Annotated in this window: 23 protein-coding genes; 8 read left to right on the plus strand and 15 right to left on the minus strand. The window is 64.5% G+C overall.

Going from position 1 to position 22,919, the window contains the following annotated elements; all coding sequences use genetic code 11:
• Nucleotides 1–38 precede the first annotated feature (38 nt).
• Entirely contained in the window at nucleotides 39–1,382 is a 1,344-nt protein-coding gene (locus TL10_RS24175) for an IS256 family transposase (RefSeq protein ID WP_074328301.1), read from the plus strand.
• Between the two features lie 24 nt (nucleotides 1,383–1,406).
• On the opposite strand, the gene TL10_RS24180 is transcribed toward TL10_RS24175, so the two are convergent.
• Nucleotides 1,407–1,892, minus strand: coding sequence for a DUF6933 domain-containing protein (locus TL10_RS24180; RefSeq protein ID WP_043370462.1), 486 nt, complete (start codon nucleotides 1,890–1,892; stop codon nucleotides 1,407–1,409).
• Nucleotides 1,893–1,973: 81 nt separating this feature from the next.
• On the opposite strand from TL10_RS24180, the gene TL10_RS24185 reads away from it, so the two are divergent.
• The 5 genes from TL10_RS24185 to TL10_RS32125 all read left to right on the plus strand — a co-directional run bounded on the left by TL10_RS24185 (nucleotide 1,974) and on the right by TL10_RS32125 (nucleotide 6,177).
• The gene (locus tag TL10_RS24185; protein WP_043370464.1) at nucleotides 1,974–2,558 is read left to right on the plus strand and encodes a hypothetical protein; all 585 of its coding nucleotides are present in this window, start codon (nucleotides 1,974–1,976) and stop codon (nucleotides 2,556–2,558) included.
• Between the two features lie 222 nt (nucleotides 2,559–2,780).
• Nucleotides 2,781–4,964, plus strand: a complete 2,184-nt coding sequence (locus tag TL10_RS24190; RefSeq protein WP_043987675.1) for a site-specific integrase — start codon at nucleotides 2,781–2,783, stop codon at nucleotides 4,962–4,964.
• A complete protein-coding gene (locus TL10_RS24195) occupies nucleotides 4,964–5,407 on the plus strand; it encodes a hypothetical protein (RefSeq protein WP_043987676.1) in 444 nt (147 codons plus the stop codon). The genes TL10_RS24190 and TL10_RS24195 overlap by 1 nt, the downstream gene beginning before the upstream one ends.
• A 204-nt stretch (nucleotides 5,408–5,611) precedes the next feature.
• Nucleotides 5,612–6,034, plus strand: a complete 423-nt coding sequence (locus TL10_RS24200) for a DUF305 domain-containing protein (RefSeq protein ID WP_423136075.1) — start codon at nucleotides 5,612–5,614, stop codon at nucleotides 6,032–6,034.
• Nucleotides 5,920–6,177, plus strand: coding sequence for a DUF305 domain-containing protein (locus TL10_RS32125; RefSeq protein ID WP_423136074.1), 258 nt, complete (start codon nucleotides 5,920–5,922; stop codon nucleotides 6,175–6,177). Before TL10_RS24200 ends, TL10_RS32125 begins: the two co-directional genes overlap by 115 nt.
• Nucleotides 6,178–6,213: 36 nt before the next feature.
• On the opposite strand, the gene TL10_RS24205 is transcribed toward TL10_RS32125, so the two are convergent.
• From TL10_RS24205 to TL10_RS24230, 6 genes are all read right to left on the minus strand, one after another.
• On the minus strand, nucleotides 6,214–7,242 hold the full coding sequence (locus TL10_RS24205) for a cytochrome c oxidase assembly protein (RefSeq protein ID WP_082068065.1): 1,029 nt from the start codon (nucleotides 7,240–7,242) through the stop codon (nucleotides 6,214–6,216).
• Between the two features lie 55 nt (nucleotides 7,243–7,297).
• A complete protein-coding gene (locus TL10_RS32130; RefSeq protein WP_043987677.1) occupies nucleotides 7,298–7,534 on the minus strand; it encodes a hypothetical protein in 237 nt (78 codons plus the stop codon).
• 158 nt (nucleotides 7,535–7,692) lie between these two features.
• A complete protein-coding gene (locus TL10_RS24215; protein ID WP_043987678.1) occupies nucleotides 7,693–8,751 on the minus strand; it encodes a cation diffusion facilitator family transporter in 1,059 nt (352 codons plus the stop codon).
• Nucleotides 8,752–8,945: 194 nt separating this feature from the next.
• Nucleotides 8,946–9,269, minus strand: a complete 324-nt coding sequence (locus tag TL10_RS24220; RefSeq protein ID WP_082068066.1) for a TFIIB-type zinc ribbon-containing protein — start codon at nucleotides 9,267–9,269, stop codon at nucleotides 8,946–8,948.
• A gap of 588 nt (nucleotides 9,270–9,857) precedes the next feature.
• Nucleotides 9,858–12,083 (minus strand): heavy metal translocating P-type ATPase, encoded by a 2,226-nt coding sequence (locus tag TL10_RS24225; RefSeq protein WP_082068067.1) that lies wholly within the window; start codon nucleotides 12,081–12,083, stop codon nucleotides 9,858–9,860.
• A complete protein-coding gene (locus tag TL10_RS24230; RefSeq protein ID WP_043987679.1) occupies nucleotides 12,076–12,453 on the minus strand; it encodes an ArsR/SmtB family transcription factor in 378 nt (125 codons plus the stop codon). Before TL10_RS24230 ends, TL10_RS24225 begins: the two co-directional genes overlap by 8 nt.
• Nucleotides 12,454–12,499: 46 nt before the next feature.
• Here TL10_RS24230 and TL10_RS24235 point away from each other — a divergent pair, with 46 nt between their 5' ends.
• Both TL10_RS24235 and TL10_RS24240 read left to right on the plus strand, forming a co-directional pair.
• Entirely contained in the window at nucleotides 12,500–13,162 is a 663-nt protein-coding gene (locus TL10_RS24235) for a DsbA family protein (RefSeq protein ID WP_043987680.1), read from the plus strand.
• A gap of 75 nt (nucleotides 13,163–13,237) precedes the next feature.
• A complete protein-coding gene (locus tag TL10_RS24240; RefSeq protein WP_043987681.1) occupies nucleotides 13,238–13,864 on the plus strand; it encodes a methyltransferase family protein in 627 nt (208 codons plus the stop codon).
• 413 nt (nucleotides 13,865–14,277) lie between these two features.
• Here TL10_RS24240 and TL10_RS24245 read toward each other — a convergent pair whose 3' ends face one another.
• The 8 genes from TL10_RS24245 to TL10_RS24280 form a co-directional block, all read right to left on the minus strand.
• Nucleotides 14,278–16,458 carry a hypothetical protein gene (locus TL10_RS24245; protein ID WP_043987682.1) on the minus strand — a complete coding sequence of 727 codons (2,181 nt, stop codon included), beginning with the start codon at nucleotides 16,456–16,458 and terminating at the stop codon, nucleotides 14,278–14,280.
• Between the two features lie 181 nt (nucleotides 16,459–16,639).
• Entirely contained in the window at nucleotides 16,640–17,356 is a 717-nt protein-coding gene (locus TL10_RS24250) for a primase 1D-like protein (RefSeq protein WP_234711531.1), read from the minus strand.
• A 164-nt stretch (nucleotides 17,357–17,520) separates the two neighbouring features.
• Entirely contained in the window at nucleotides 17,521–18,111 is a 591-nt protein-coding gene (locus tag TL10_RS24255; protein WP_043987684.1) for a ComF family protein, read from the minus strand.
• Nucleotides 18,112–18,275: 164 nt separating this feature from the next.
• On the minus strand, nucleotides 18,276–19,151 hold the full coding sequence (locus TL10_RS24260) for a DNA processing protein DprA (protein WP_043987685.1): 876 nt from the start codon (nucleotides 19,149–19,151) through the stop codon (nucleotides 18,276–18,278).
• 66 nt (nucleotides 19,152–19,217) lie between these two features.
• Nucleotides 19,218–20,633 carry an SIR2 family protein gene (locus TL10_RS24265; RefSeq protein WP_234711532.1) on the minus strand — a complete coding sequence of 472 codons (1,416 nt, stop codon included), beginning with the start codon at nucleotides 20,631–20,633 and terminating at the stop codon, nucleotides 19,218–19,220.
• A gap of 347 nt (nucleotides 20,634–20,980) precedes the next feature.
• A complete protein-coding gene (locus TL10_RS24270) occupies nucleotides 20,981–21,319 on the minus strand; it encodes a hypothetical protein (protein ID WP_131630801.1) in 339 nt (112 codons plus the stop codon).
• Nucleotides 21,320–21,329: 10 nt separating this feature from the next.
• Complete coding sequence (locus tag TL10_RS24275; protein ID WP_043987687.1) at nucleotides 21,330–22,271, minus strand: M56 family metallopeptidase; 942 nt, start codon at nucleotides 22,269–22,271, stop codon at nucleotides 21,330–21,332.
• Nucleotides 22,268–22,666 (minus strand): BlaI/MecI/CopY family transcriptional regulator, encoded by a 399-nt coding sequence (locus TL10_RS24280; RefSeq protein WP_043987688.1) that lies wholly within the window; start codon nucleotides 22,664–22,666, stop codon nucleotides 22,268–22,270. Before TL10_RS24280 ends, TL10_RS24275 begins: the two co-directional genes overlap by 4 nt.
• Nucleotides 22,667–22,919: the final 253 nt, after the last annotated feature.

Raw genomic sequence — 22,919 nt, forward strand, 5'->3', positions numbered from 1 at the left:
TTCACGACCTGCAAGTCTGCGAAGAAGGAGTCACGCCCGTGCCTGTTCGAGTATCAGCCGTCGATCGCATCCGCACCAGAATCGATGCCCTATTTGCCGAGGATCGGGAGCTTTCGGAGATCCTTGAAGAGGTTGCCCGGCTGGGCGCTCAACTGTTGATGCAGGCGGCCCTGGAGGCTGAGGTCACCGAGTTCCTCGGTCGCGAACGCTACCAACGCGCTGCTGCCTGTCCCGACGCTAACGGCGGCTCGCGCAACGGGTATCGACAGGTGACGGTGAAAACCACCACTGGGCCGGTTACGTTGGAGCGGCCGAAGCTGCGTGGCACCACCGCAGCGTTTGCGTCGCGGTTGTTCGGCAAGCACGTGACGAGAACCAACGCCTTGGAGACGCTGGTGATTGCCTCGTTCGTACGCGGGTTATCGGTGCGCGACGTGCAGGCCACCCTCGCCGAAACACTTGGCGACCAGGCCGCGATCTCCAAATCCACGGTCTCGGAAGTGTGCAAGGCGATCCGAGCCGAATACCAGGCGTGGGCGCGTCGTCGACTTGACGAGATCACGCTGGATTACCTGTTCTTGGATGCCAGCTTCTTTCGGATGCATCCGGGGTCGCCGGCCGAGCCGGTGCTGGCCGCCTGGGGCATCACCACCGAGGGCAAGCCGGTGTTCGTCGGGTTGGCGCCCGGGACCGGCGAGTCGACCGACGCATGGGCCGACTTCCTGACTGATCTGGGCGATCGCGGCCTGGGTTGTCCACTGTTGGTTGTCTCTGACGGCGCCAAGGGCCTGATCGCAGCCATCGAACAAATTTTCCCAAAAGCGTTGCGGCAGAGATGTCTTATTCATCGACTCCGCAACGTGCTCGCGAAGATTCCCGCCGGGATGCAAGCCGAGGTCCGCGACGGCTACTGGGCCATCTTCGATACCGCCGATCTGACGGTTGAACCGGGGCCTGGGCTCGTTGAGATCATCGACAAGCGGATCGAGGCGTTCGCCGCCAAATACTTCGACCTCTATCCGGCGGCGATGCGCATTCTGCTCACCGACAAAGCTGGGTTGACTGCCTATCTGCGGTTCCCGGTCGAACACCATGGGCGCGTTCGACATTCGAATTTTATTGAGCGCTCCTTTGGGGAGACCAAGCGTCGGACCAAGGTCATCGGCCGATTCCCCGGCGAGACCAGCGCCGTTAGCCTGGTATGGGCGGTGCTCGACCGGGCCTCGGCCGGTTGGCGCGGGCTGTCCATGACACCGGTCGGTACCCGATTGCTGCACGACCTACGTCGATCGCTGCTGGACCCACCCCGTGAACTGCGGCTGACACCGTCCACCACGAGTAACGGCACCAACCCCGCAGATCCCATCTCGGCCACCGCGTAACAACTCCGTGTCGCTTTGGCAGGCTCAGTTTCGGTGACGGCTGGCGGTGACCAGGTCGATCGGTGGGATGTAGCCGGTGATGCTGTTGATGGTGCGATGCAGGCCGTGGTGCAGCGCGTCGATGTCGCAGCGGGCCAGGCCGCCAGCGGTGGCGATGACGTGTTCGGTGGTGAACGCCAGGTCGTTGATCGTGCCCAGGATGCGGCGGTCGGCGGTCTTGGCCACGGCCACCTGCTGGGGATCAAGATCGCCGAGCGTATCGGCGGGCAGACCCTCGACGTGCAACGCGGCCTGGATCGCCGAGACGACCGGCGGGCCGATCGGGCGCAACCCGGCGGCGGTGACGTTCGGCATGAACACCGAGAACAAGGTCCCGGCGTGGGTCACCAGCAGGCATTTGCGTCGGTCGATCCAGACCAGGTGGGCATACCAGTCGGTCGCGCAGGCTTGGCCGATGGCCGGCTCAGGCGCCCTCAGCAGCGCCAACACCTTGGCGGTACATCGCAGCATCACGACCCATGATCGTAGGCAGCGTCCCCGAGGATCGGTACCCAAGAACACCGCGACGTGGCGCCGGTACAGTGTGGCGACGTGTTGGTCGCCGATCTGCATCACTTCCTCGACATGCCGCACGACGCTTCCGGTCCCGCGCGCCGCCTGGCACAACACCTGGGCGACATTGTCCGGGCGGGCACCGCCGGCCAGGTCGGTGATCGGTGGGTATCGGCATTGCCGTGTCGGCGCCGCCCCGCCCACAGGCGCTGCCCCGGGCGGATGACCATCGCTATCGCCTCGGCCGAGACGGCGGCGCCGATCCGATGGTCGTGCAGCGTCTGCGACGACGAGGGGGTGATCAGCAACTGGGCAGACTCCCCATACGACCTGCGCCGCCGCCGCTCCAGCGTTGCCGGCGACCTCAAGGAGGTCATCGTCAGCGACACGACCGCCGCCGTGTTACGCGACCTGATGCTGCTTGACCCCGACTGTGAGCGACTGGTGTACGGCATGCGCGCCCACCCAAACGGCGCTGCCTTACTGACCAATGCCGACGACCTCGAAGAGCTTATCGGGTTCGTAGCCGCCGAAGCCAACCACGAACCCAACCGCCGCCGCCAAGACCGCCTCGACGCCGCGTTCAACGCACTGACCGACGCCGCCCAAACCCTCTCCAGCTGAGCATCTCTCGGCCCTACGCATCAGCCCTGGGCGCGCCAAAGCATCCGCAGCAAGCTACCGAACCCGCTCGCCGTTATCCCCAACACCACCAGCTCAAGCTGCAAGAGCCTGTCACTTGAGTTCCCCAGCCCGTATGCTCACCCACGAAGCTGCGAACCGACCGGTGCTTTTACACCCACTTTCGGACGCGACCATCCCCTTGCGCCCAGAAGAGTTGACTCGATGAACGCGCGCACCGAACAGGCTGGGACGATGTCGGTGTTCTCCGGCGTCGATGTCTGTGACACAGCGGGATTGCGGCTAGTGGCCGGAGCTACGCGGCCACGGTACGACGATGACGTTTGGGACCTCTCCGGGGTGGCCGATCTCTCACGTCAAACGAAACCGTTCGCGCGCAACTGGGACTTCAGCTTGATTGCGAATGTCGACTGGCGCTTTGTCGCCAAAGACATCGCGTTGGCCTTCTTGGCTCCTGCCGACCCTCACGTCATCTGCCTGCCTTCGGCGTTTCGGGTGCCACGCAACCCGGCTACCGTTTTCATGTATTTGAAAGAGTGGATTACGTGGCTTAATTGGTTGACGTCCAACGGAATTCAATCGCTCGGCGCCGTCACCGGCGAGCACTGCGATGCCTACCTCGCGCACCGTTCGTGGAGTCAACCTCGACAAGGTTCGCCGGCTCGCCGGCTGGAACCCAACACCGTCAAAAATTTCGTGAAGCCCGTTCAAGCGATCGCGTTCTACGGAATGCTGTTCCGTCACGATCGCTACGCCCCAACATTCATTCCATGGGACGGGCGACCGGCGTATCAGGTAGCCGGCTATTCCGCGCACGGAGAAAACACCACACAGCCCGTTCCCGATGTGCTCCTTCGACCACTGCTGGCCAACGCCCTCTACCACGTTGATGTGATCGGCCCACACGTGGCTGACTTGCTCGCCGAAGTACAGGCCGATCCGTTGCGGTGGACGCAGAATCTGCCATGGGTTCAGAGGTTTGACGGTGATCTCCTCGCATCATTCGAAGCTCTTGTCGAGCGCTACACGGCATCCAGCGTTCCACTGCCCCAGCTTGACCACCGCTACATCGGTGAGCGGGTCGCTCGTGGATGGGATGCTAACGACCCATTACTGGCCGTCCACATTGGGCGACTCCTGCGCGAAATTGGCGTGTGCACCCGCCTGAACGTAAGCACGGACGTACCTCATCCGGTGCGAAGCGTTCTTGAGACAGCACTCCCCACTGTCGGACTGGCCGGGGTGTGGGCGCGTGATGCCGGCCTCGTTGGCCATGCGATCACCGGCGACGCAATCCCGTGGACGGAGCCACTCGGCGCAACGGAAGTCTATCGAGCCGTGTCCTATACCTTCAGCGCCGCAACAATCGTCACAGCTGCACTGACCGGGATGCGGCACAGCGAACTACTGGAAATTCCGGTCGGCTCGGTTCGTCTCAGCGAGATCGTGCCAGGGCAGTTCCGCTATCGCATTGCCTCGAAACTCATTAAGGGCCAGCCGTTAGGCGGCGTTCACGACGAATGGATCGTCGTGGAGGAGGTGTACCGAGCGATCACATTGGCCGAGCGTCTCGTATCAGCCCAGCACGCGGAACCGCTATTTGGCGGAGTGTCATTGAGCTCACTTGTTGACAACTTCCGACAGTGGTGTTCGGACCCTCTCGCTCAGCGACTCGGACTCTCCGAAATCCCTGACGGACCGGTCAACGGGCGGATGCTCCGGCGGACGCTGGCAATCGCGATCGCGACCAGACCAAACGGGTTGCTAGCAGCGAAGATCCATCTCAAACACGCATCAGTTGCCACGACAGAAGGTTATGCCGCTCGCCCTGGCGGCTCCCAAGCGCTATTTCGTGCCGAGATCGAGCAGGAAGAACACAACCACCATCTCGAGCTCACCAAGGTCGCGTTTGAGCAGTACCGTGCGGGCACTATGCCTTCCGGACCAGGTGCGCGCGAACTGATTGCCGCGTTCGCACACGTGGACTCGCAAGTGCAGTCAACACCGGTCGGCGCTGCGGTGATCGATAGCGAAAGGCGAATCGAGAACCTCCTCCGCCGACGCGCCAAGACGCTTCACGTTGGATTGGCTAACTTCTGCTGGTTCACCGACCCGGCAAAGGCGCTGTGCCTGCGGCTCGCCGGGGTGACGGACGCCGATCGCCCGATCGTCGGAATGTGCGACTCGAGTCGCTGCCCGCAAGCCACTCATCACCAAGAGCACCGTGCGGTGTGGCTCGACTCTGCCAGCACCATCAAGGCATTTCTCGGTAACCCCCGTGTGCCCAAGGCCGAGAAGCCGCGTTTGCGTGCCGAGTACGACCGCTCGATGCGGGTGATCGATGCGATAGACCAATCCGCCGCAGTTCCGGCGAAGGAACTGCCCTGATGCGCCTCAGCGAGCAACAACGCCGTCACATCGAAGATCGCATCCGCGCTGCCGCCGACCGACTGTTGCGCGGCGACATTCCACCGGGGCGCCACTGCGACGTAAAGACGCTAGCGTTCGAGGCAGGCGTCTCGCGGGCAGCGCTGTACGGCACCTATCGACATCTCAAGGAGGATTTCGAACGCAGGCGCGCGAGTCTCACAACCGCCGGAGAACTGCCCGATCAGCGACTAGTGCAGATCGCGAATCTCAAACGAGATGTGGCCAAACTGCGGGCACGAATCGTCAAACAGCAAGAGACAATCACCGAACTCGAGAATTTCCGCGGCGCGGCGGTATCGCGCCTGGCCGCACAACACGACGAGATCGCCAGACTCACAAGGGCAATCAACCTCCAGAACAATGTCCGCGACATCGCATCCGCGGAACACGGTCGCCGTTAACCGGTGTGCAGCGGGGCCCGACACTCATCCGTGGAACAGTGAGTTGGAAGAGTGGATGACCAGCGGTGATACCGTCGCGGTCACGTCCGTAACGGGGCGTTAGCTCAACGGTAGAACGGGGGCTCGATGACGCGCATAGCGTGCAGAGGTTCTTCCACCGGTGGCCACCCGTTCCGTTTGGTAACGGTGCCGTTCAGCGTTCTGATGATCAGCGTGCTTGCCGGATGTACGGGTATCGAAGGTTCATCGGCGCGTCCCGGCGTCCCGGTCGCTGTCGGCCACGAGGCGCACACCCGCGTCGACGTCCTATTCGCGCGCGACATCATCGAACACAGCGCACAAGCTGTCGGACTCAGCAGTCAGATCACTGGCATGAATGCCATCGCCCCCGAGGTCATTGCCATCGCCTACCGAATCATCGCCAGCAGCACCAACCGCACCAACGAGCTGCAGTCACTGCTGCTGGACTGGGGATTCGCCCCCATGACCCCCGGACCCTGCCTGCGGCGGCGATGCCCAGCGTCGCGGTGCAACCGGGTGAGCATCCCCTATTTTCCGATGTCGACGTGCGCCGCCTGGCGGGCGCTGCCGGCGGCCCACAGGCGGCGGCGGTGTATGTCGACCTGATGATCAGGTCGCACACATTCACGATCTCGGCGGCGCGTGATGAACTGCAGTCCGGATTGCATCCCGGGGCGTTGACGACGGCGCGCGCGCTAATTGATGGCCAGCAGGCTGAGATCTCGGCTCTGGAGGCTCTGAAGCGCTGACGGCCGCTGCCAGTGAGCTCACCTTGGGCGGTGAATTCACTTGTCGTGCGGGCGATCCCGACACGGTCCCGGCGCGGATGGATCAGGCGTGTCCGGCGCCGGCACGCTCGGTGCGTCGATACGACGCACCGGCGGTTGATGCAGCTCGCGCATGAACGCGTTGTATGCAGCGAGTTCGGCATCGCCGCGCTCGACGTCAGCCTCCCTGATCGCCGACTCGACCTCTTCATCACGACGCCATCGGATCGCGAAGATCAACGTGGTCAGCAGGGCAATGGGCTCGCCGTAGGACCACGCCAAACCACCGGCGACCGCCTGATCGGCAACCGGGTCAACGTTCCAGCTCGGCGGCGGCTGAGCGAACGTTTCGGTCAGCGGTCGCGGTGCCATCATCAGAATCACACCGATGAACACGTGCAGCGGCATTTCAACGAAGATGTCGAAGAGTCGACCCAGGTTGCTCTGCCGAACGGGCAGCGGGCCGGTCGACAAGATGGGCACCACGAACAGTAGACCGCTGACGAGGAAGAACACCTGCAGGCCGACATGGCCGGTGACGCTGGCCGCCGCAGCGTCAAAGAGGTTGGACAGATAAAGACCGTAGTAGCTGAGCAGGAAGACGGGGATCGTGAAGCCGGAATGCAACACGATCCGGCTTGCCCGGCAGCGCAAGCCGCCCAGTGCACCGATCAAGACGTAGCGTCCGACGCCCCGGTGAGGTGTCGACCTGAGCAACAGCCGACCGGGCGCGCCCAGCACCAGCAATGGGGGAACCAGGATCGACAAGGTGAGGTGCTGAAACATGAAGGCGCTGAACAAGCGATAGCCGTATCCGTCGATCGCCAGTCCGGTTACCGCCGCCAGAGCGACGCATCCCGCGAGGAAACTCGCTGTCCGGGTCACGGGCCAGTGGCGGCCGTGCGACGTGACGATCCGAACGGCACACAGGTACCAGACCGCCAAACCGACGGCCACCACGGGCAATAGCGGAACCGGCGGCGGAAACCATGCCAGCATCGCCGCCGCCGACGGCGGCTCGATGGGTAGCGCGACCTGACCGATCATGTTTCCTCGCAGCGACGAGACAGGGTCCACCTGAACTCGACCAAAGAAACCGACCCTAGCGCAGGTGAAGTTCGTCGCGGTGGACCGGACCGTGAGCATCGGCGCAGTGCACAAGGGCCAGCGGGAGCACCGTGCGCGACGCGTAGATGTCGACCGCGGCAACCAACATGAACCCCACGATCAACCACAGCGCAAGGGGCAGCCACCACCGATTGGCATCAACGGACACGCCATGCGAATGATCAGTGCGGCCATGCCCGTGATTGCTGCCGTGGTCGTGGTCGGCCTTCACAACCGGTATCTCCTTCGTCCTGCCGAGTCGTCAACAAATGTGTGATCAGGTGGATCGGCGCGCAGCAACCATGCCCTGGCCGCGCAGCGCGGCGCCTCTGCAGACAGCCCGAACGGTGCTGCCGAGGCCAGATGCGATGGCTTCGCTGGCGTCATCCGCTAGTGCTCGTGAGGTTCGTCGCGGTGGACCGGGCCGTGTGCGTCGTCGCAGTGTGCATGGTCCAGCGGCACGGTCAGGCCCGGTGCGGCAGCGTCGTCGATGTCACCGGGTGTCGGCGTGTGGTCGACCTGCAAGGTGGTGTGGGTGATTCCGTGGTCTTGGCGCAGGAACTGCTCGATCTGGCGGCGCAGACCGTGACAATCGCGTCCTAGTTCGACGAGCACGTGTGCCGACAGCGCGGTCTGGCCTGAGGTGATCGTCCAGATGTGCAGGTCGTGGACTTCGTCGACGCCGGCGAGGGTGACGATCTTGTCGCCGATCTGGTCAGGATCAGTTCCTGCGGGCGCCGCCTCCAGGAAGATCCGCGCCGAATCACGCACCAGTCCGGCTCCAGCTCGGACCATGAGGACGACCACGACCAGCGAGGCGATCGCATCAGCGCGGGCAAATCCGGTGGTCAGCACGACGAGTCCGGCGATGGCAGTGGCGATAAATCCGTACAGGTCGGTAAGGATGTGTTGGAACGCGCCCTCCACGTTGAGGCTGGTGCGGTTGGCCTTGCTGATCGCCCACCCGGCAGCGATGTTGACCACGATCCCCACCAGTGCCGTCACCAACACCAATCCACCGGTCACCTCCGGAGGGGACACCAATCGCTGGACCGCTTCGACGGTCAGCCACAACGACAGCACCAACAGGGTGACACCGTTGGCCATCGCCGAGAGGATTTCCGCGCGCTTGAACCCGAAGGTGTACACACCACGTGCCGGGCGGGCTGCCAGGCGGATCGCGGTCAGCGCCAGCACGATCGATGCCGCATCGGTGAGCATATGCGCGGCGTCGGACAGCAAAGCCAGTGAATGCGCAACAACACCGATGGTGACCTCGACCAACATGAACCCGACGATCAACCCGAGCGCGAGGGTCAGCCACCGTCGATCCGCATCAGCCGACACGCCATGGGAATGACCGGCGTGGCCATGCCCGTGATCGTCGTGGTCGTGGTCTTGCTCGCTGTCGTGATCGTGGTCGTGGTCGTGGGCGTGGTCGGCGCTCATAACGGTGTCTCCTTCGTCCTGCCGAGTCTTCAACGGATGGTCTAGTCAGGGGATCGGCGCGCTTCCCGTACAGCTCTGTATGGCTCTCGGCCGATGCCCGATGGTGTTGCCGGGTCTGGCGCCCGGTTCAGCTCCCTGTCCCGCTCAACTCGAGGTGGACCTGAACGCAGGCGCTGTGCGCTCGTTGGGAGTGATCAGTGATGTCCACCTCGGCGGCCGCCGTGGTGGCCTCCGCTGTACTGGCCATGACCGGGCGCGAACAAGCCGGTGAGAAATCCGCCGCGCGATCGGTCGCCTTCGGCCGGAGCGGCGGGCATCGCTGGGCGCTGAGGCGGGCTCCCGGGCTGGCCGGCGTAGAAGTTCGCTTCCGCGGCGGCCAGCTGTTCGAGTTCACCACGGTCAAGAAAAATGCCCCCACAACCGGTGCACTGATCGATCTCCACGCCGAATCGCGCAACGGGAAGCATTTGCGCCGCGCACCGTGGGCACTGAATCGGCACCGACGACGCCTGCGTCATGACCGGTGTCCCCAGGCGCGCCCGAAGCCGTCAATACATAAACACATGCGCATAAGCATATATGGGCTGGCGTCGGGTCCTCAAGCCCCAAGGTCACGCGGTGAAAGTACGACGCCTGGGTGTCGTGATGCCATCGCCACGGTGAACGGTCAGTCGTCGAATGCTCTTGCATCGCAGACAATTACCGGGTGCACACTCATCTTCTGTGGGGCACATCAGTGATCACGAGTCGGCGGAGTTGCGGGCGAGGTTGTGGCGATTGACCCAACACGCGGCCGCCACAGTGAGCACACGGTGGTGTGTCCGATCGGCTACAGCCTCGCGGCGCTGCTAGCTGAGCCGTCGGTGCAGCGCGGCGTACGGCGGTGGACAGGCCGCTCGGCTCGCGGTGACGCCGCGGCCCGCCGCGATCCTCAGCGCAGTCGGGGCTGCGGGCGTCGGTTCCGCCGTGGCCGCGTTGGTGGGTAGTGCGCGAAATGAGCCTGTCGCGCAGGTTCGCCGGCAGGCGGGGAAGATGTTGCGGGGTCAGCGGCGCACGGCCGACGACGAGGATGTCGTCGTGAGCGTTCGCGAGGGTCGCCGCCGGGATTAGCGGACGGTAGTGCGCCGGCAGTGAACATCCGCACGCTTCTTGCCGTCGCGGCGTGCCGAATCATCATTCGGTTGCGGGCCAAGCATCGAAGGGACGCTGGGTCCGATGGGGCGCAGGCGCGTTGGCCCCTCGAACGCTTGGACGCGTGTGTCGTGGCAGCAGTCGCAGCCACCGGCATCGTTGGGTTGGTCCCCGACGGTGTCCAGGGTCAGCAGTTGGGCCGCTGGCCGGGGCCCGGTGGGGCCGCCGCAGCATGCATCGGTCGCAGGTGGTGGGGCGCCGATGTCGAGGTGGTGTGTCGTCGTGCGCGTCACTGGCGAGACTGTCAGGCCGGGTAAGGGTTTGGTGCGTGCGGCGCGGATGGCGTTGAGGATGACCAGGACTTCGGCGGATTCGTGGATGAACACCACAGTGGCCAGCCCGAGCACCCCGAAGGCTGCCAGTGGGATCAAGATGCCGATGATGGCGAGGGAGAATCCGATGTTTTGCACCATGATCCGGTGTGCGTGCCGAGAATGGGCCAGGACTTGGGGCAGGTGGCGCAGGTCCTCGCCCATGAGTGCGACGTCGGCGGTTTCGATGGCGACGTCGGTTCCCATGGCGCCCATCGCGATTCCGATGTCGGCGGTGGCCAGCGCGGGTGCGTCGTTGACGCCGTCGCCGACCATGGCGATTGGCTTGCCGGCCGCCAGCTCCGGCAACAGCCGGGCCTTGTCTTCGGGTAACAGTTCGGCGTGCACGGCGGTGATGCCGGCCTGGGCGGCCAGCGCCTCGGCGGTGCGCTGATTGTCACCGGTGAGCATCGCCACCCGGATCCCGATCCGGTCCAACAGTTCGACGGCTTCGGCGGCTTCGGGGCGCAGTTCGTCGCGCACGGCGATGGCGGCGACGACACGTCCGCCGCGTTCGAGGACGACGACGGTGGCGCCATCACCCTGCAGGCGTGCGACGTCATCGGTGAGCGCGCCCGGTGGGATCCAGGTGGGCTTGCCGAGGCGGATAGCGGAGCCGTCGAGGCGGCCCCGGATTCCGTGACCGGGGATCGCGGTCACCTCGCTGGCGGGGTTCGCATCGGCGGCGGCGGCCAGGATCGCTTGTGCGAGTGGATGTTCGCTGCGTGCCTCCAACGCGGCCGCGGTGCTCAGCGCCTCCGTCTCGGTGATGCCGTCCACGACTACGGTTGCTATGACTTGGGGTTTGTTGCGGGTCAGAGTGCCGGTTTTGTCCAGGGCGATGACCTTGATGCGGCCGAGTTCTTCGACCGCGGCACCGCCTTTGACCAGTGCACCTTGGCGGCTGGCGGCGCCGATCGCGGCGACCACAGTCAACGGCACCGCGATGGCCAGGGCGCACGGGGAGGCCGCCACCAGGACCACCAGGGCGCGTTGCAGCCACAGCATCGGCTCCCCGAGTAGCGGACCGAGGCCGGCGATCGCCGCGGCGAGCACCATGATCGCCGGGACCAGCGGCTTGGCGATCCGATCGGCCAGGCGTTGGCCGGCGCCTTTGCGTTCCTGGGCTTGTTCGACGATATGCACGATGCGGGCCAGTGAGCTGTCGACCGCCAGTGCACTGACCATGACCTCGATGGCCCCGCCGCCGTTGATCGCTCCGGCGTGCACGTCGCTGCCGGGTCCGGCCTCGACCGGAACGGATTCGCCGGTGATCGCTGACAGGTCCAAGCTGGTGCGGCCCGAGGCGACGGTGCCGTCGGTGGCGGCACGTTCCCCGGGCCGCAGCACCATCACATCGCCGATCACCAAATCCTGTGGGGACAAGGTGATTTCACGGCCGTCGCGGATGATGGTGGCCTTGGGCGGGACCAGCGACAGCAGGGCCCGTAGGCCTCGGCGGGTGCGGGTGACCGCGTAGTGTTCGAGCCCCTCGGCGATCGAGAACAGGATGCCCAGCAATGCGGCTTCAGCGACCTGGCCGAGCGTGACCGCCCCGATCGCGGCGATCGTCATCAGCGTACCGACACCGATGCGGCCGTGCCTCAGGTTGCGCAGCGCATCAGGAACGAACGTGGTCGCGGCGACCAGGACGGCGACCAGTTCCATTGCCAGCGCAAACGATTCGTGCCCGGCTCGCCCGATCAGCCACCCGCCGAGCAGCAGAGCGGCCGCCAGCGCGGCGAGTTGCAGTTCGCGGACCTGCCACAGTTTCCCGGGCCCGGAATGCGACTCGGTGTCGTCCTGGAGTCCGCAGCAGGCATCAGACATGGTCGGCCTCGATTCGAGCCGATGTTCCGAGCACCGCGGCGGTCAGGGCACGGCCCCGCTCCGTGAGCCGGTACATCACCAGACGTCCGCTGCGGCGCGCGATCACCATATCGGCGAACTTGAGTTGTCGCAGGTGATGGGACACCAGATTCTGCGGCGCCCCGACCACCCACGCCATATCGCACACGCACATCTCCTCACCGTCATGCAGAGCCGCGGCGATCGTCAGACGTGTCGGGTCACCCAGGGCGCGGGCTGCCGCCGCCGCCGGCTCGACGTGCCCCAGATCGGGCAGGGCCGCTCGGATCGCCTCAGCGTGCGGCAGGTCCAGGCACAGTAGGTCGCACGCATCTACCGATTGCTCGTCCATACCAATATCCTAATGTATGTTGATATAAGAATAGAAGGAGGCAGGGATGGCCCGCTCCCGTCGTATATTGCTCACCGCATTGGTGATCGCCGCCCTGGCGATCGGAATGCTGGTCTACCTGTCGGTACGTGACCGCGGCCCGGCCACGGCGCAGATGCCGACCACCAGCGAGGTCATCGGGCAGGTGGTGCGCGAGAACAGTCGCCGGCTGAACACGGCCGCGGGCAGTGACGTGACGTTGGTCGAGTTTCTCGACTTCGAATGCGAAGGCTGCCGCGCGCTCTATCCCGTCATCGAACAGGTGCGGGCCGAGTACGGGGACCGGGTGAATTTCGTCATCCGATACTTCCCGCTCCAAGCGCACGTCAACTCCGAGCGGGCAGCGCGGGCGGTGGAAGCGGCGGCCCAGCAAGGCCGCCTGGAGGCGATGTACAAGAAGATGTACGACACCCAGGCGCAGTGGGGTGAGAAACGAACCTCGGCAGACGATGTTTTCCGCGGGTTTGCCGCCGAACTCGGCTTGAACATGGCGGCCTTTGACGTTGCCTACGCCGACCCCGCCACGGTGGAGCGTGTGCGGCTCGATGTGGCCGACGGTCGCGCGTTGGGAGTGCAGGGCACCCCGACCGTTTTCCTCAACGGCGCCCGTATCCAGCCCCGAAGCTACCCGGACCTGGCCACAGAACTCGACAAGGCGCTCGACCACTAGTGGCCGCCCACCGCAACCTGGGTCATGCGCACCCGTACAGATCAAATCCACCCTCGGACAGGAGGATTCACCCCCATGACTGTCGCCGCGCTCACCGGATACCTGATCTTCGGCCTGTTGGGATTTGGCTGGCGCAGCTGGCTTCAGTACCGCCGCACCGGGTCGACAGGATTCCGCGGGATCTCCGGAGCCCCCGGCTCCCTGGAATGGTTCGCCGGCGCCGGGTTCATCGTCGCGATCCTCGCCGGACTGGCCGCACCGCTGCTGCAGCTGCTCGGTGTTCTCAGCCCCGTCGCACTGCTGCAGGCGTGGTGGATCCAGGCGAGCGGAACCGCGCTAGCAGTCGTCGGGATCGGGGCCACCGTCTACGCCCAGCGCGACATGGGCAAGTCCTGGCGTATCGGCGTCGACCCGGGTGAGACCACACCATTGGTACGCCATGGCATGTTCAACCTGGTGCGCAATCCCATCTTCGCCGCCATGCTGACCTTCGCCGCCGGCATCACCCTCATGGCCCCCAGCGCACTTGCCTTCGCCGCATTCGCAGTGCTGGCGGTGACGATCGAACTGCAGGTCCGCGTGGTCGAAGAGCCTTACCTGATGGCCACCCACGGCAAGGCCTACCGCGACTACTGCAAGGCTGTTGGCCGGTTCGTTCCCCACATCGGACGCACCCAGTTGTCCGAATCAGGCATTGTCTGAATCCGACGGGAGGTGAACCGTGGGGCCATCTCGAGTGATCGCACGCCCGGTAGAACGCGGGGACAAGAAACCCCGCACCGATGAACCGTGAGAGTGCGGTCTTCGACCGACACCCTGTAACAGGCTGGCACCCACCACCTGCCGTTCGATGACGTCACCGTCGACACAGTGCACCTTCGGGTTGTGCGCCATTTCCGTCTACACACAAGCGCACACCGAAATGACCACGGTTTTGAGGACTAGCATCCATTTCTGCTTTGTCGATGTGAGCCCGACCATCACTACCGATGGGGTCGTCGGCTGTTGTCCGCGGGTTCGCATTGACGGGCGCTGAGCATGGTCCCCTGCGACCGCGCGGGTTCACGGCGGTGGTGGTCGAAGGCGGTGCGGCCGACGGTGGGAGTGTTGGGTGCTCAGTGATGTTTGACCCAGTAGTCGGGCGCGTCGTTGGTCTCGTTCGGTAGCGGTGGAAACAGCTGGTTCGGATCCGGAGGTGCGTTGTCTCCGTCAACCCAGTCTGATTTCTCAGGGGGAGGTTCGTAATTGCGCCACCCCACGAAGTGGGTGATCCACTGCGCCGTTGTGGTGAGCAGGGCGGCCCACAAGCCGGTGTCCTGCAGAAGATTTGATGTAGCGCGGCGGGTGACCGTGGCACGGCTGGGATAGCCCAGAGATGCCAGTCCGATGGGAAGTCCATTGTCCGCGGCAGCGAGGTCGACATCGACCGACCCACCGAAATGGTACGGCGCCGGCAGGTTCAGGTTGACCCCAAAAACTGTTGACGCGTCATATCCGGTCTCAGTGTTCTCGACGTCGACGAACAGTATCCATGCCGCGTCGGCGTACCGGCAGGCAAACGTGGCTGAGTGATAGACCAACGCTCCGTCGTCGCTGAATCCGGATAGCTGTGTGCGAGGTCCGGGCATGGTGAAAAGCATCTCGCCCCGAAGTACTCCGTATCGGTGCTGTTCGTCGTCTTCTGTCGAGTCGTAGCAGAGCTCTTGCAGAGCCCAGACCGTGTCACGTTCGGTGAGCCTGCGAACAAGTGGCACAACAGGATCGGCGGCGGTGACATCGCGCTGCCCCAGGATTTCCGGGGTTTCGCGCTCGTCAGTGACGGCCAGCACGGTGACGTGGGCCCCCGAGACGGCGTTGGTGGGGGCTACCGAAGCCATTCCCGCTATCAGGGGGTCTCGGAGTTCTACGGGGTGCAGCGGCGGGTGGGCCTCGGTGTTGTAACTGGGGCTGTCTTGTTGCAGGCCGCCGCAGGATAGTTGGCGGGCCCAGACTGTTTGTGGCTCAGTGAGGTACGGAAAGACGCCGACGGTGACCAGGTCCCGGTCGGCGCGGGTTCGTGCCGAGATTTGCGCAGGACCTGATCCGGAGTCAGCCCATATCTCGATGAACGTGCCGGCGCGGGTTTTCACCGATACGGCCCGTCCGCACCTGTACAGCGGGACCGCCAGGTCCGGGTTGGGCGGCGGCGCGTCGTCGATCACGCGTGCCGTCGTGGAGGTTTGAAAGCTGCACACCGATTCGGTGACTTGAACGGTGCCGCCGGACGGCAACGCTGGCACCGGGATGTCCCAACTGGTCCGTCCCGGAGGTGTCATGTAGGCCAACGACTCAACAGAGATGGTGGGGACGGTGATAGTGACGGTCAGGGCTGCGCCGCCACGCAGCGATTCCACGTGCAGCAGCGTTGAACCTGCGCAGGACGGTGCGATAGAGACCGGCGGCGGGGCCGCTGCGGGAGCGATGTCAGCTTCGGCGGGTTTGGATGGCTCCAGGTCGTGCTGTCGGCACTCGGGTAGGAATTGGGTGACGGCGACGTGGTCGCCCTCAGCGGGGAAGGGCTTGTCCAGGAGGAACCATTCTTCGTCGACTTCGAACGTCGCCGTCCAGGCGGCGCCATCGGAACTGCGGGTGACGGTGACTTGGGCTCCGTCGATGACGTCGCCGACCAGCAGTTGGCTCTCGCAGCCCAGTGGCATCGGATCGCGCAAGGTGGGTGGGGGCAGCGGACCTTCTGGGAGTGGTCGGGTCCGTGCGCTGGTGATCGCCAGGGCTCCCGCCAGGGCAGGGAATCCAGCGGGGGCTGCCTGGGTCGCTTCGATGAGGGTGCCGGCTGCGGGAAGTGAGGCGGTCAGCGCTATGCGGGCGTCGCCCAGGGCGTCCGCGCGGGCTGTTCCGATAGTTGTTCCGCCGTTGGTGACGGTCACTGCGGCGCCAGGAGCCGCGCCGGAAAGCCATGCTGCGCGGCCGCATTCGAATAGTCGGCTCCGGAACGACATCGGCGGTAATTGGTTGTGGTTGGTGGGTGATGCGCTGACCGTGACGGCGAGTTCGTCGGGTGTGGGCGCGCTGGTGTCGGCGTTGAGTTGCTGGGTGGCGACGAGGCGCTGGCCGGCAGCCAGTGGTGCTCCGGCGGGCAGCGGGACGAGGTCGGATCCGCCGCCGCTCACCGCGTTGGCCACGGGTTGCCCGCCGGTGGTGGCGATGGTGATCGTGGCACCGGGTAGGCATCCTTCGACGAGGACCGTGGAGGCCCATTCGGTGATTGGTCCGACGACGGACGGAATTCCTAGTGCCATGACAAACCCCCGCATTTGCCTATGCTGACGTCAATAACCTACTCGGTCCCGCGGGACTCTTGTAGGTCCCTTGGAAAACTCTTGTAGGTCCCTTGGAAAGTTGTCGACGTTGCCGACGGCACGAACAAGGTCCCCTTGGCGCGGTCGAAATCGGTTCCCAAATGGCCCAAATGGTCAGTACTCACCGTTTCCCGGCCTCGAGGCGTGTGGATGCGATCAGCGTGTGGGTGATGGGGTGTCGTGCGTCGTCGGTGGAGATACGCAGTGCGCAGTGGCGGTCGATGAGTTGGTGCGCAGCCCATCGGTGGTCGATGAGCGGGCTGAGAAGCTGAGCTCGTGCCAGCAGGTCGGTTGATTCGTCCCAGGTAAGGAGGTAGTCGCCCAGCAGGTGGTACGAGGTGCCCGACCTTAGGAGGTAGCCGCCAGCGATACCGAGTGTGGTGGCGACCTCTATGGCGGTGTCGTCGGCGCTGGCGCTGTGCGGTACCGAAAAGTCCAGCATCGGAAGGTGCCCGGAGCCGTTGGGGGTTGTGATCCGTGAACTTAGCGACACCATTTCCCGGGCCGCCAGACCGAGGTAGGCGCCTTGCCGCAGTGCGGCGGTGAACTCCTCGACGGGCACTGCCGTGGGTGGGGCGGCGTTGTGCTGGGTGGCGCGCAACAGGAGTGCGCGTCGGGTTGGTTCGTCGGCGGATGCCGCGGTGGTGAGCAAGCTGTCCCAGAATCCGTACCCTCGGTCGCGGTACTCGACGCGTGCGCCACGGATCAATTCGTCAGCAGCCGGGGTGAGGTCACCGGTGTGCAGCGACGGTGGTCGCTGCAAGGCGATCAATTCCACGCCAAGTGCCCCAACGCTTTCCAACAGGTCCGGCAGGACAGTGACAAGGTCGATGGGCACGTCTGCGTGATGCCAAGTGCTCGGCTGGTGTGCGGGTGAATTCACGACTTGGGAGCCTCTTCTCGGAGTTCGTTGACGCCGGCGTCCGCTGACTGCACGAGCATGGCGCGCTTCACTACCGGGATTGTGCGATCCGGCGTCGGACTCGACGATTCTCGGTGGTGTCAGCTGACGATAGGCCCGGTCGACCAGGCGAATCCGGTCGCGGTCTGCTGGTCCCACAGTGCCTGGGCATCGGGGTGGAATTCAGTCCTCACGCGCCGGGCGATCACGGCGGCACCGGTGACGGTGTGTCCGCCCTTCCTCAGGGCTGTCGCCGCGCTGTTGATGTGTGCTCCGGTGGTGTAGACGTCATCGACCAGCAGCACGCGTTGGGGCGACTGGTGCGAGGCCAATTCGTATCCGTCTGCCGCAGGCTTGTTGAAGTCGAGTTCGCCGGGACCACGGACGAGCATCGTGCGCACTGGTGCGGGCAAATCGATTGTGGCTAAGGCCTTTTCCAGTGGGTGTGGAGGTTCACGGTGGGTCGACGGGACCACGACGAGGCAGTCGAGCCCGCCACTTCGCGATGTGAGTCGTTGAGCGTGGTCGTGGAAGAACTGCCAGAGCAGCGCTCGAATGTTGTGCTCGTACTCCGGAATATAGGGATCGCTGTCATCAAGACGTCCCTTGTAGGAGGTGAGCCAGTCGCGCAGGGGCGAGGGTTTGCGGTACAGCGTGATGACGTCGAGTGTCAGCGCGGTTGCCGCGAGCACTTCTTCAACGAGCGTGCAGTTGCTGCACACCGCGTGGTCTGGTTGGTCGTTCCATGTCCGGCACCTCGGACAGATTCCAGGGCCCGGGTGTGGTGGCGGCACGAGCTCGGCAACCAGGGATTGAGCGTGTCGCTGCAGGTCCCCGGGTGATGGCCACGTCGCGGTCAGGTCGGGACTCCCATCTGGGCGAGCACTTCGGCGGCTGAACTGACAAACATCGCGCGCCCTGTGTCGGCGAGCTCTTGTGCCCAGGTCTGGGATGCCAGGATCGGCTCCCAGAGAAGCGCTGGACGGCCGTACCCCACGGCCTGTTCAATCTCGTGCCGGCTGCCGCTGCGGTAGCGCCCATCGATGACGACGCTGACGTCCGAGAGCCCCGCGATCACGTGGTTGCGCCGCAGGAAGGTCGTTCCCGTGCGCGGTGCGTCGGGAGCGAATTGCGAGATGAGGACGCCGTCACGCCGTATCTCGTCGCTCAAGGGTCCGTTGTCGGCGGGAAAGATGCGACGGATGCCAGTTCCGAGAACAGCAAGGGTGACGCCGCCGGCGGCGAGAGCACCTATGTGTGCCTGGGTGTCGACGCCGGCGGCGAGTCCGGACACTACTGCCACGTCGTGCTGGGCCAGTGTGTAGCCGAGTTCGTGCGCGTCGGCCAGAGCTTGATCATCAGCGTCGCGGCTGCCGATGATCGCTATCGCGGGCATATCCAGGATGGCATTGGTGGTGAACAGGACCGGTGGCGCGTCCCAGCATCGAGCCAATCGGATGGGGTACTCCGGGGTGCCGGCGAGGACGGGACGTGCGGTGTTCGACTCGATTATCTCCGACAGTGCCTTGAACCACCACTCGCGTCGGCCCAGGTCGATGTGCTCGCAGAGGTAGCTGACGAGGTCGTTGGACGGTGCGTGATGGTTGAGGCTAAGCAGCGCCTCGCGTTCTGCGCTGTTCCGCAGAATCTGAGTCAGATCGCTCGGGCTGGCGGGCAGTAATTCCTGGACAGACATGACCGTAGCCACTGCCATGAGGGCGTCGGTATCCATGGCTTCGACTGTAGGTCAGGGGTCCGACATCTCCCTGGATTCACCGCAGAATTGCCTGCACAACGTCTATTTCGGAGGTGTATACATCGCTTGTTTCAACAGTGCGTGCGCGGCTCGGGCTACGACGGCATGTTGGTCGCAGTTGAGGTTCTGCCAGGTTTGCTGGTTGACCGGCTGGCCGCCGAGTGTTGGAGGTGTAGCGGTGTGCGCAGCCCAGTAGTCCAGTGCAGTGCCGCCGGAGGCAGCGATCGGGATGATCCCTACGCCGCGGGCTTCGGCCGCGGCGATTTCCTCCGCGGTTCGTGTGCCTCCCCGGATCACGACCATCGCGCGGCATTCGTCGAGGAGCTGCCCCACGAGTTGTGCACGGGGAAGGTCGGTGTACACGGCGGTACCCAGGCGCATATCCATCGGCGGTGGCGGCTCGTCTTTGGCCCTGAAGTGGAACGTCAGGGCGTCGGGGTCGTATGTGCCCTCGGCGCGGCGGGCTTGTGCGACGCCACTGGTGACATCCCATCCGGCGTGACCACCCAATGAGGTCAGCTCCCATCCCGTTTCACCGATGAGCTCGTTGGCCATCGCACTGGACCAGGGCACGACGATGTTGCGGTCAGGCTCACCGCCGTCGACGCCCGGTCCTTGACTGCCCGAGATGAAGATTCGGGGCGGGCGAGTCCGGCGGACAAGGTCATTGAGCAGCGGGACGATCTCGCGGTATTCATCGATTTCGAGCACCTGAACCCCACTGGATTCCAGGTCTTTGACGCGCAGCTCGTGGAGTCGTCGCTGCGTGGAGTCCTCGGCTGCCGGTCGCCGCAGGACCGTCATATGCCGGTCGTGCACGTTGGTTCCGAGTGTTCGCGCCAGGCGCAGCAGAATCTCGATGTTGGGGTCGGTGAAGCTGAAACCAAGGAACAAGAAGGTGCGGCTGAGATAGGTGGCACGAAGCAACGACCAGGTGCGTGGGCGGTTGATCTCGTAAGCCTCGTAGTCGCCGCGGGTGATCACCGGCGCTTTGGCCCAGCGCCGCTGGGCGGTTTCCACGCTGCCGTGCATCTTGATGATCGTGGCCTTGGCGCTGCCGATCGACCGGATGTCTTCTTCTTGAATGGCGACCGCCGCATTGGGCACGGCCTGTTCGATCAGCTCGTCGTAGTTCGTGGTCCAGATTTCTTTGACCCGCAACTTCGGGATCAAGTGATGGCTCTCAGCTGGGGTGGGGTTGGCGGTGACGATCCGGTCCAGGATGTGGTGTTCGAGGCGGTCGCGGCCGCCGTCACGGACGTCGGAGGTGATGTACTCGGCGACCAGCGGTAGGTCGGTGAGCTCGTCGGGTACATCGCATTTGCTGCGGAGTGGGTTCAGCAGATCTGACCAGCCAGGCAGCCCGGCGTCGAGCGACAAACCCGCGCCGACGAACAATGCCGCATTGCCCTCCAACACTGCCGCACCGAAGGTGTCGATCAGCTCGAGCCTATTCACCACGAACCCCCATCTAGCTGTCTGAACCCGATCGCAAACGGTAGCAATGCCGGTCTCCACCTGGCAGCACAACGCCATTGCGGCTGCAACGCGGTGGGATCGCCAACCGCCGGCGTCATCGGCACTCAGTGTTGCCGCCTTTCGGGACACTGTGATCGCGCGTCGGTCCATCACCCCGACATCAGCGATAACTCCCATCGCACCCAGTCGATCGCCGCAACGACTTGTGGGTCGTCGGGATCGAGTCCTTCGGCTATCAGCGCGGCACGTTCATCTGCATCCACATCTTGTTTAGACGCACACGGTGGCCGGTCGGTTCCATCGCTGGCATTTCAACATCGACGGGCTCAGTCGAGATCGCTGGCGCCCAGAGGTGGATCGTCATACGGGTACGGGCGGATGAGGTCGTTCTTCGCCGAATCCGACAGCAGCAGGACCCTCGCCGTGTCCAGCGCGTTGGCCAGATCGGCGAGCAGTCGCGAATTCTCATCGGCGATGACCATCCTGATGGAGGCAACCCAGCGGTACACATCTGCGATGGCGACCCCATCACCGGTGGACGCGGCGACGCGTTTGTCCGGATCGACGAGGCCGAGCATCAACGGCGCGAGCACAGTGTGCAGGGCAGAGCAACGCACCGACATCACGGCCGTCCGATTGCTGACCGCCGACGCCGCACGTCTCACGGCACATTGTCTAGGCAGCGCAGGGAAGCATCCCTGCGCACGCCAATACACCGACACTGAGCGGCGCCGCTGTCAGCGCACAGGCCGTGGTGACCAACGCCAGGTAGGTAGGCAAGCATCGGAGTGCGTCGTGATCGTCGGTGAGGCGTTGCGCACGTGTGAGGACAGCGATGCTCGCCGCACCCAGCGCGTGAGAGGGATGAGCGCGGCTCAGGACCAGCAGACCACTCAGCAGCGTCCGGCGTCCATGTCGACGCGCGGCAACGTCATCGGCGCACATTTCGAGCAGTGCGGTGATGCGCGCCGCACCTTCGGTGAACAGGGCGAAGTACGGCAGGATCGTGGCCAGACTGCGCAGCGAAGCGACGATGTACGCGTGGCGGCCATCCAGGTGCGCGCGTTCATGAGCCAGTACTGCAGCCAGTTGCCTGCTGTCGAGGGCAGTCAATACCGCCGTGGTGATGACGATGGCCGGCGGGCGTCCGGCGACGCAGTACGCGGCAGCTTCCTTGGTGTCGACGACGACAATGTTGTCTGTGGTGGATCGGCCCACCAGCCGGACCGCCTCGGCATGGGCGAACGTGCGATCCCGCGCCCGGAGCAACGACCGCGCGATCCGCACACTCGTCCATACCAGGATGCCCAACGCAGCGGCCACCGCTACGGAGGTGATTGCTTGGGGGATCTGGCCGCCGTGGCCCAGCAGAATGGCGGTCAGGCGCTCCAGGCACGATGTGAGCAGTTCATCCGGCCTGCCCCAGTGGCCTGCTGCTTCGACGATCATCACACAAACTGCGGCGGTGAAAGACCCCAGAACGCTCGCAATCGCGGTGAGCCATGCGGTGATGGCCAGACGGGGTGCGACACCGTTGGCGGTGAGCTGCAGAAGCAGCGCAGGCCCCGCGACCAGAACGACGACGGCATAGAGCAACAGTCCTGCCGCAGCATTCATCGCGGACCCGATTTTCGGGCATTGCGGCGTGCCAGCCGGCGCAGCGCAGCCCGCAGATCAGCCGACTCATCCGAATCGATCTGCTCGACGAAGTGACTCAAAATCATGTCGGGCCGTCCACCGCCGGTCAGCGCTTCTCGCATCAAATGGGCGCTGTGCTCTTCTCGGGTCAGGGCAGGCCGGTACTGGTAGGCCTTTCCGTTGCGAGAGCGCGTCAACCAGCCTTTTCCGTGCAAGTTGTCCATCGTGGACATCACCGTGGTGTACGCGATATTGCGCTCGGTGCAGAGCTCTTCAAAGATCTCCCGGACGGAGGTCCCATCGGCGGACTCTCGATTCCAGAGACGATCCATCACTGTCGCTTCCAGTTCACCGAAGCCCCGCACGCGCGCCATGCCCGCCCTCCCGGTTGTATACCTAGATAGCCTAGTCGGCGACAGGCCAGCCACGCCTTCGGATCAAACACGTTGACGCCGTTCATATGGACTTCGACGCGCGGGCGCTGACCTATTGAGTTGCCTCCTAGGGCGTGTCTCCCGAATGTGAGGGTGTTATCGGCGACGATTGATCGGTGACACGGATGGATGTGATTTCTGACGAGTTCTGGGCTGTCGTGGAACCCTTGATGCCCTCGCATGAAGGCAAGCG

The organism is Mycolicibacterium llatzerense, assembly GCF_000878195.1.
GTDB classification, from domain to species: domain Bacteria; phylum Actinomycetota; class Actinomycetes; order Mycobacteriales; family Mycobacteriaceae; genus Mycobacterium; species Mycobacterium llatzerense.

Excerpts from the sequence above, each read along its gene's own strand:
- TL10_RS24180 (WP_043370462.1), bottom strand. The coding sequence starts at position 1,892 with ATGCTGCGATGTACCGCCAAGGTGTTGGCGCTGCTGAGGGCGCCTGAG.
- TL10_RS24190 (WP_043987675.1), top strand. The coding sequence starts at position 2,781 with ATGAACGCGCGCACCGAACAGGCTGGGACGATGTCGGTGTTCTCCGGC.
- TL10_RS24195 (WP_043987676.1), top strand. The coding sequence starts at position 4,964 with ATGCGCCTCAGCGAGCAACAACGCCGTCACATCGAAGATCGCATCCGC.
- TL10_RS24200 (WP_423136075.1), top strand. The coding sequence starts at position 5,612 with ATGATCAGCGTGCTTGCCGGATGTACGGGTATCGAAGGTTCATCGGCG.
- TL10_RS32125 (WP_423136074.1), top strand. The coding sequence starts at position 5,920 with ATGCCCAGCGTCGCGGTGCAACCGGGTGAGCATCCCCTATTTTCCGAT.
- TL10_RS24205 (WP_082068065.1), bottom strand. The coding sequence starts at position 7,242 with ATGATCGGTCAGGTCGCGCTACCCATCGAGCCGCCGTCGGCGGCGGCG.
- TL10_RS24215 (WP_043987678.1), bottom strand. The coding sequence starts at position 8,751 with ATGAGCGCCGACCACGCCCACGACCACGACCACGATCACGACAGCGAG.
- TL10_RS24220 (WP_082068066.1), bottom strand. The coding sequence starts at position 9,269 with ATGACGCAGGCGTCGTCGGTGCCGATTCAGTGCCCACGGTGCGCGGCG.
- TL10_RS24225 (WP_082068067.1), bottom strand. The coding sequence starts at position 12,083 with ATGTCTGATGCCTGCTGCGGACTCCAGGACGACACCGAGTCGCATTCC.
- TL10_RS24230 (WP_043987679.1), bottom strand. The coding sequence starts at position 12,453 with ATGGACGAGCAATCGGTAGATGCGTGCGACCTACTGTGCCTGGACCTG.
- TL10_RS24235 (WP_043987680.1), top strand. The coding sequence starts at position 12,500 with ATGGCCCGCTCCCGTCGTATATTGCTCACCGCATTGGTGATCGCCGCC.
- TL10_RS24240 (WP_043987681.1), top strand. The coding sequence starts at position 13,238 with ATGACTGTCGCCGCGCTCACCGGATACCTGATCTTCGGCCTGTTGGGA.
- TL10_RS24245 (WP_043987682.1), bottom strand. The coding sequence starts at position 16,458 with ATGGCACTAGGAATTCCGTCCGTCGTCGGACCAATCACCGAATGGGCC.
- TL10_RS24260 (WP_043987685.1), bottom strand. The coding sequence starts at position 19,151 with ATGGATACCGACGCCCTCATGGCAGTGGCTACGGTCATGTCTGTCCAG.
- TL10_RS24275 (WP_043987687.1), bottom strand. The coding sequence starts at position 22,271 with ATGAATGCTGCGGCAGGACTGTTGCTCTATGCCGTCGTCGTTCTGGTC.
- TL10_RS24280 (WP_043987688.1), bottom strand. The coding sequence starts at position 22,666 with ATGGCGCGCGTGCGGGGCTTCGGTGAACTGGAAGCGACAGTGATGGAT.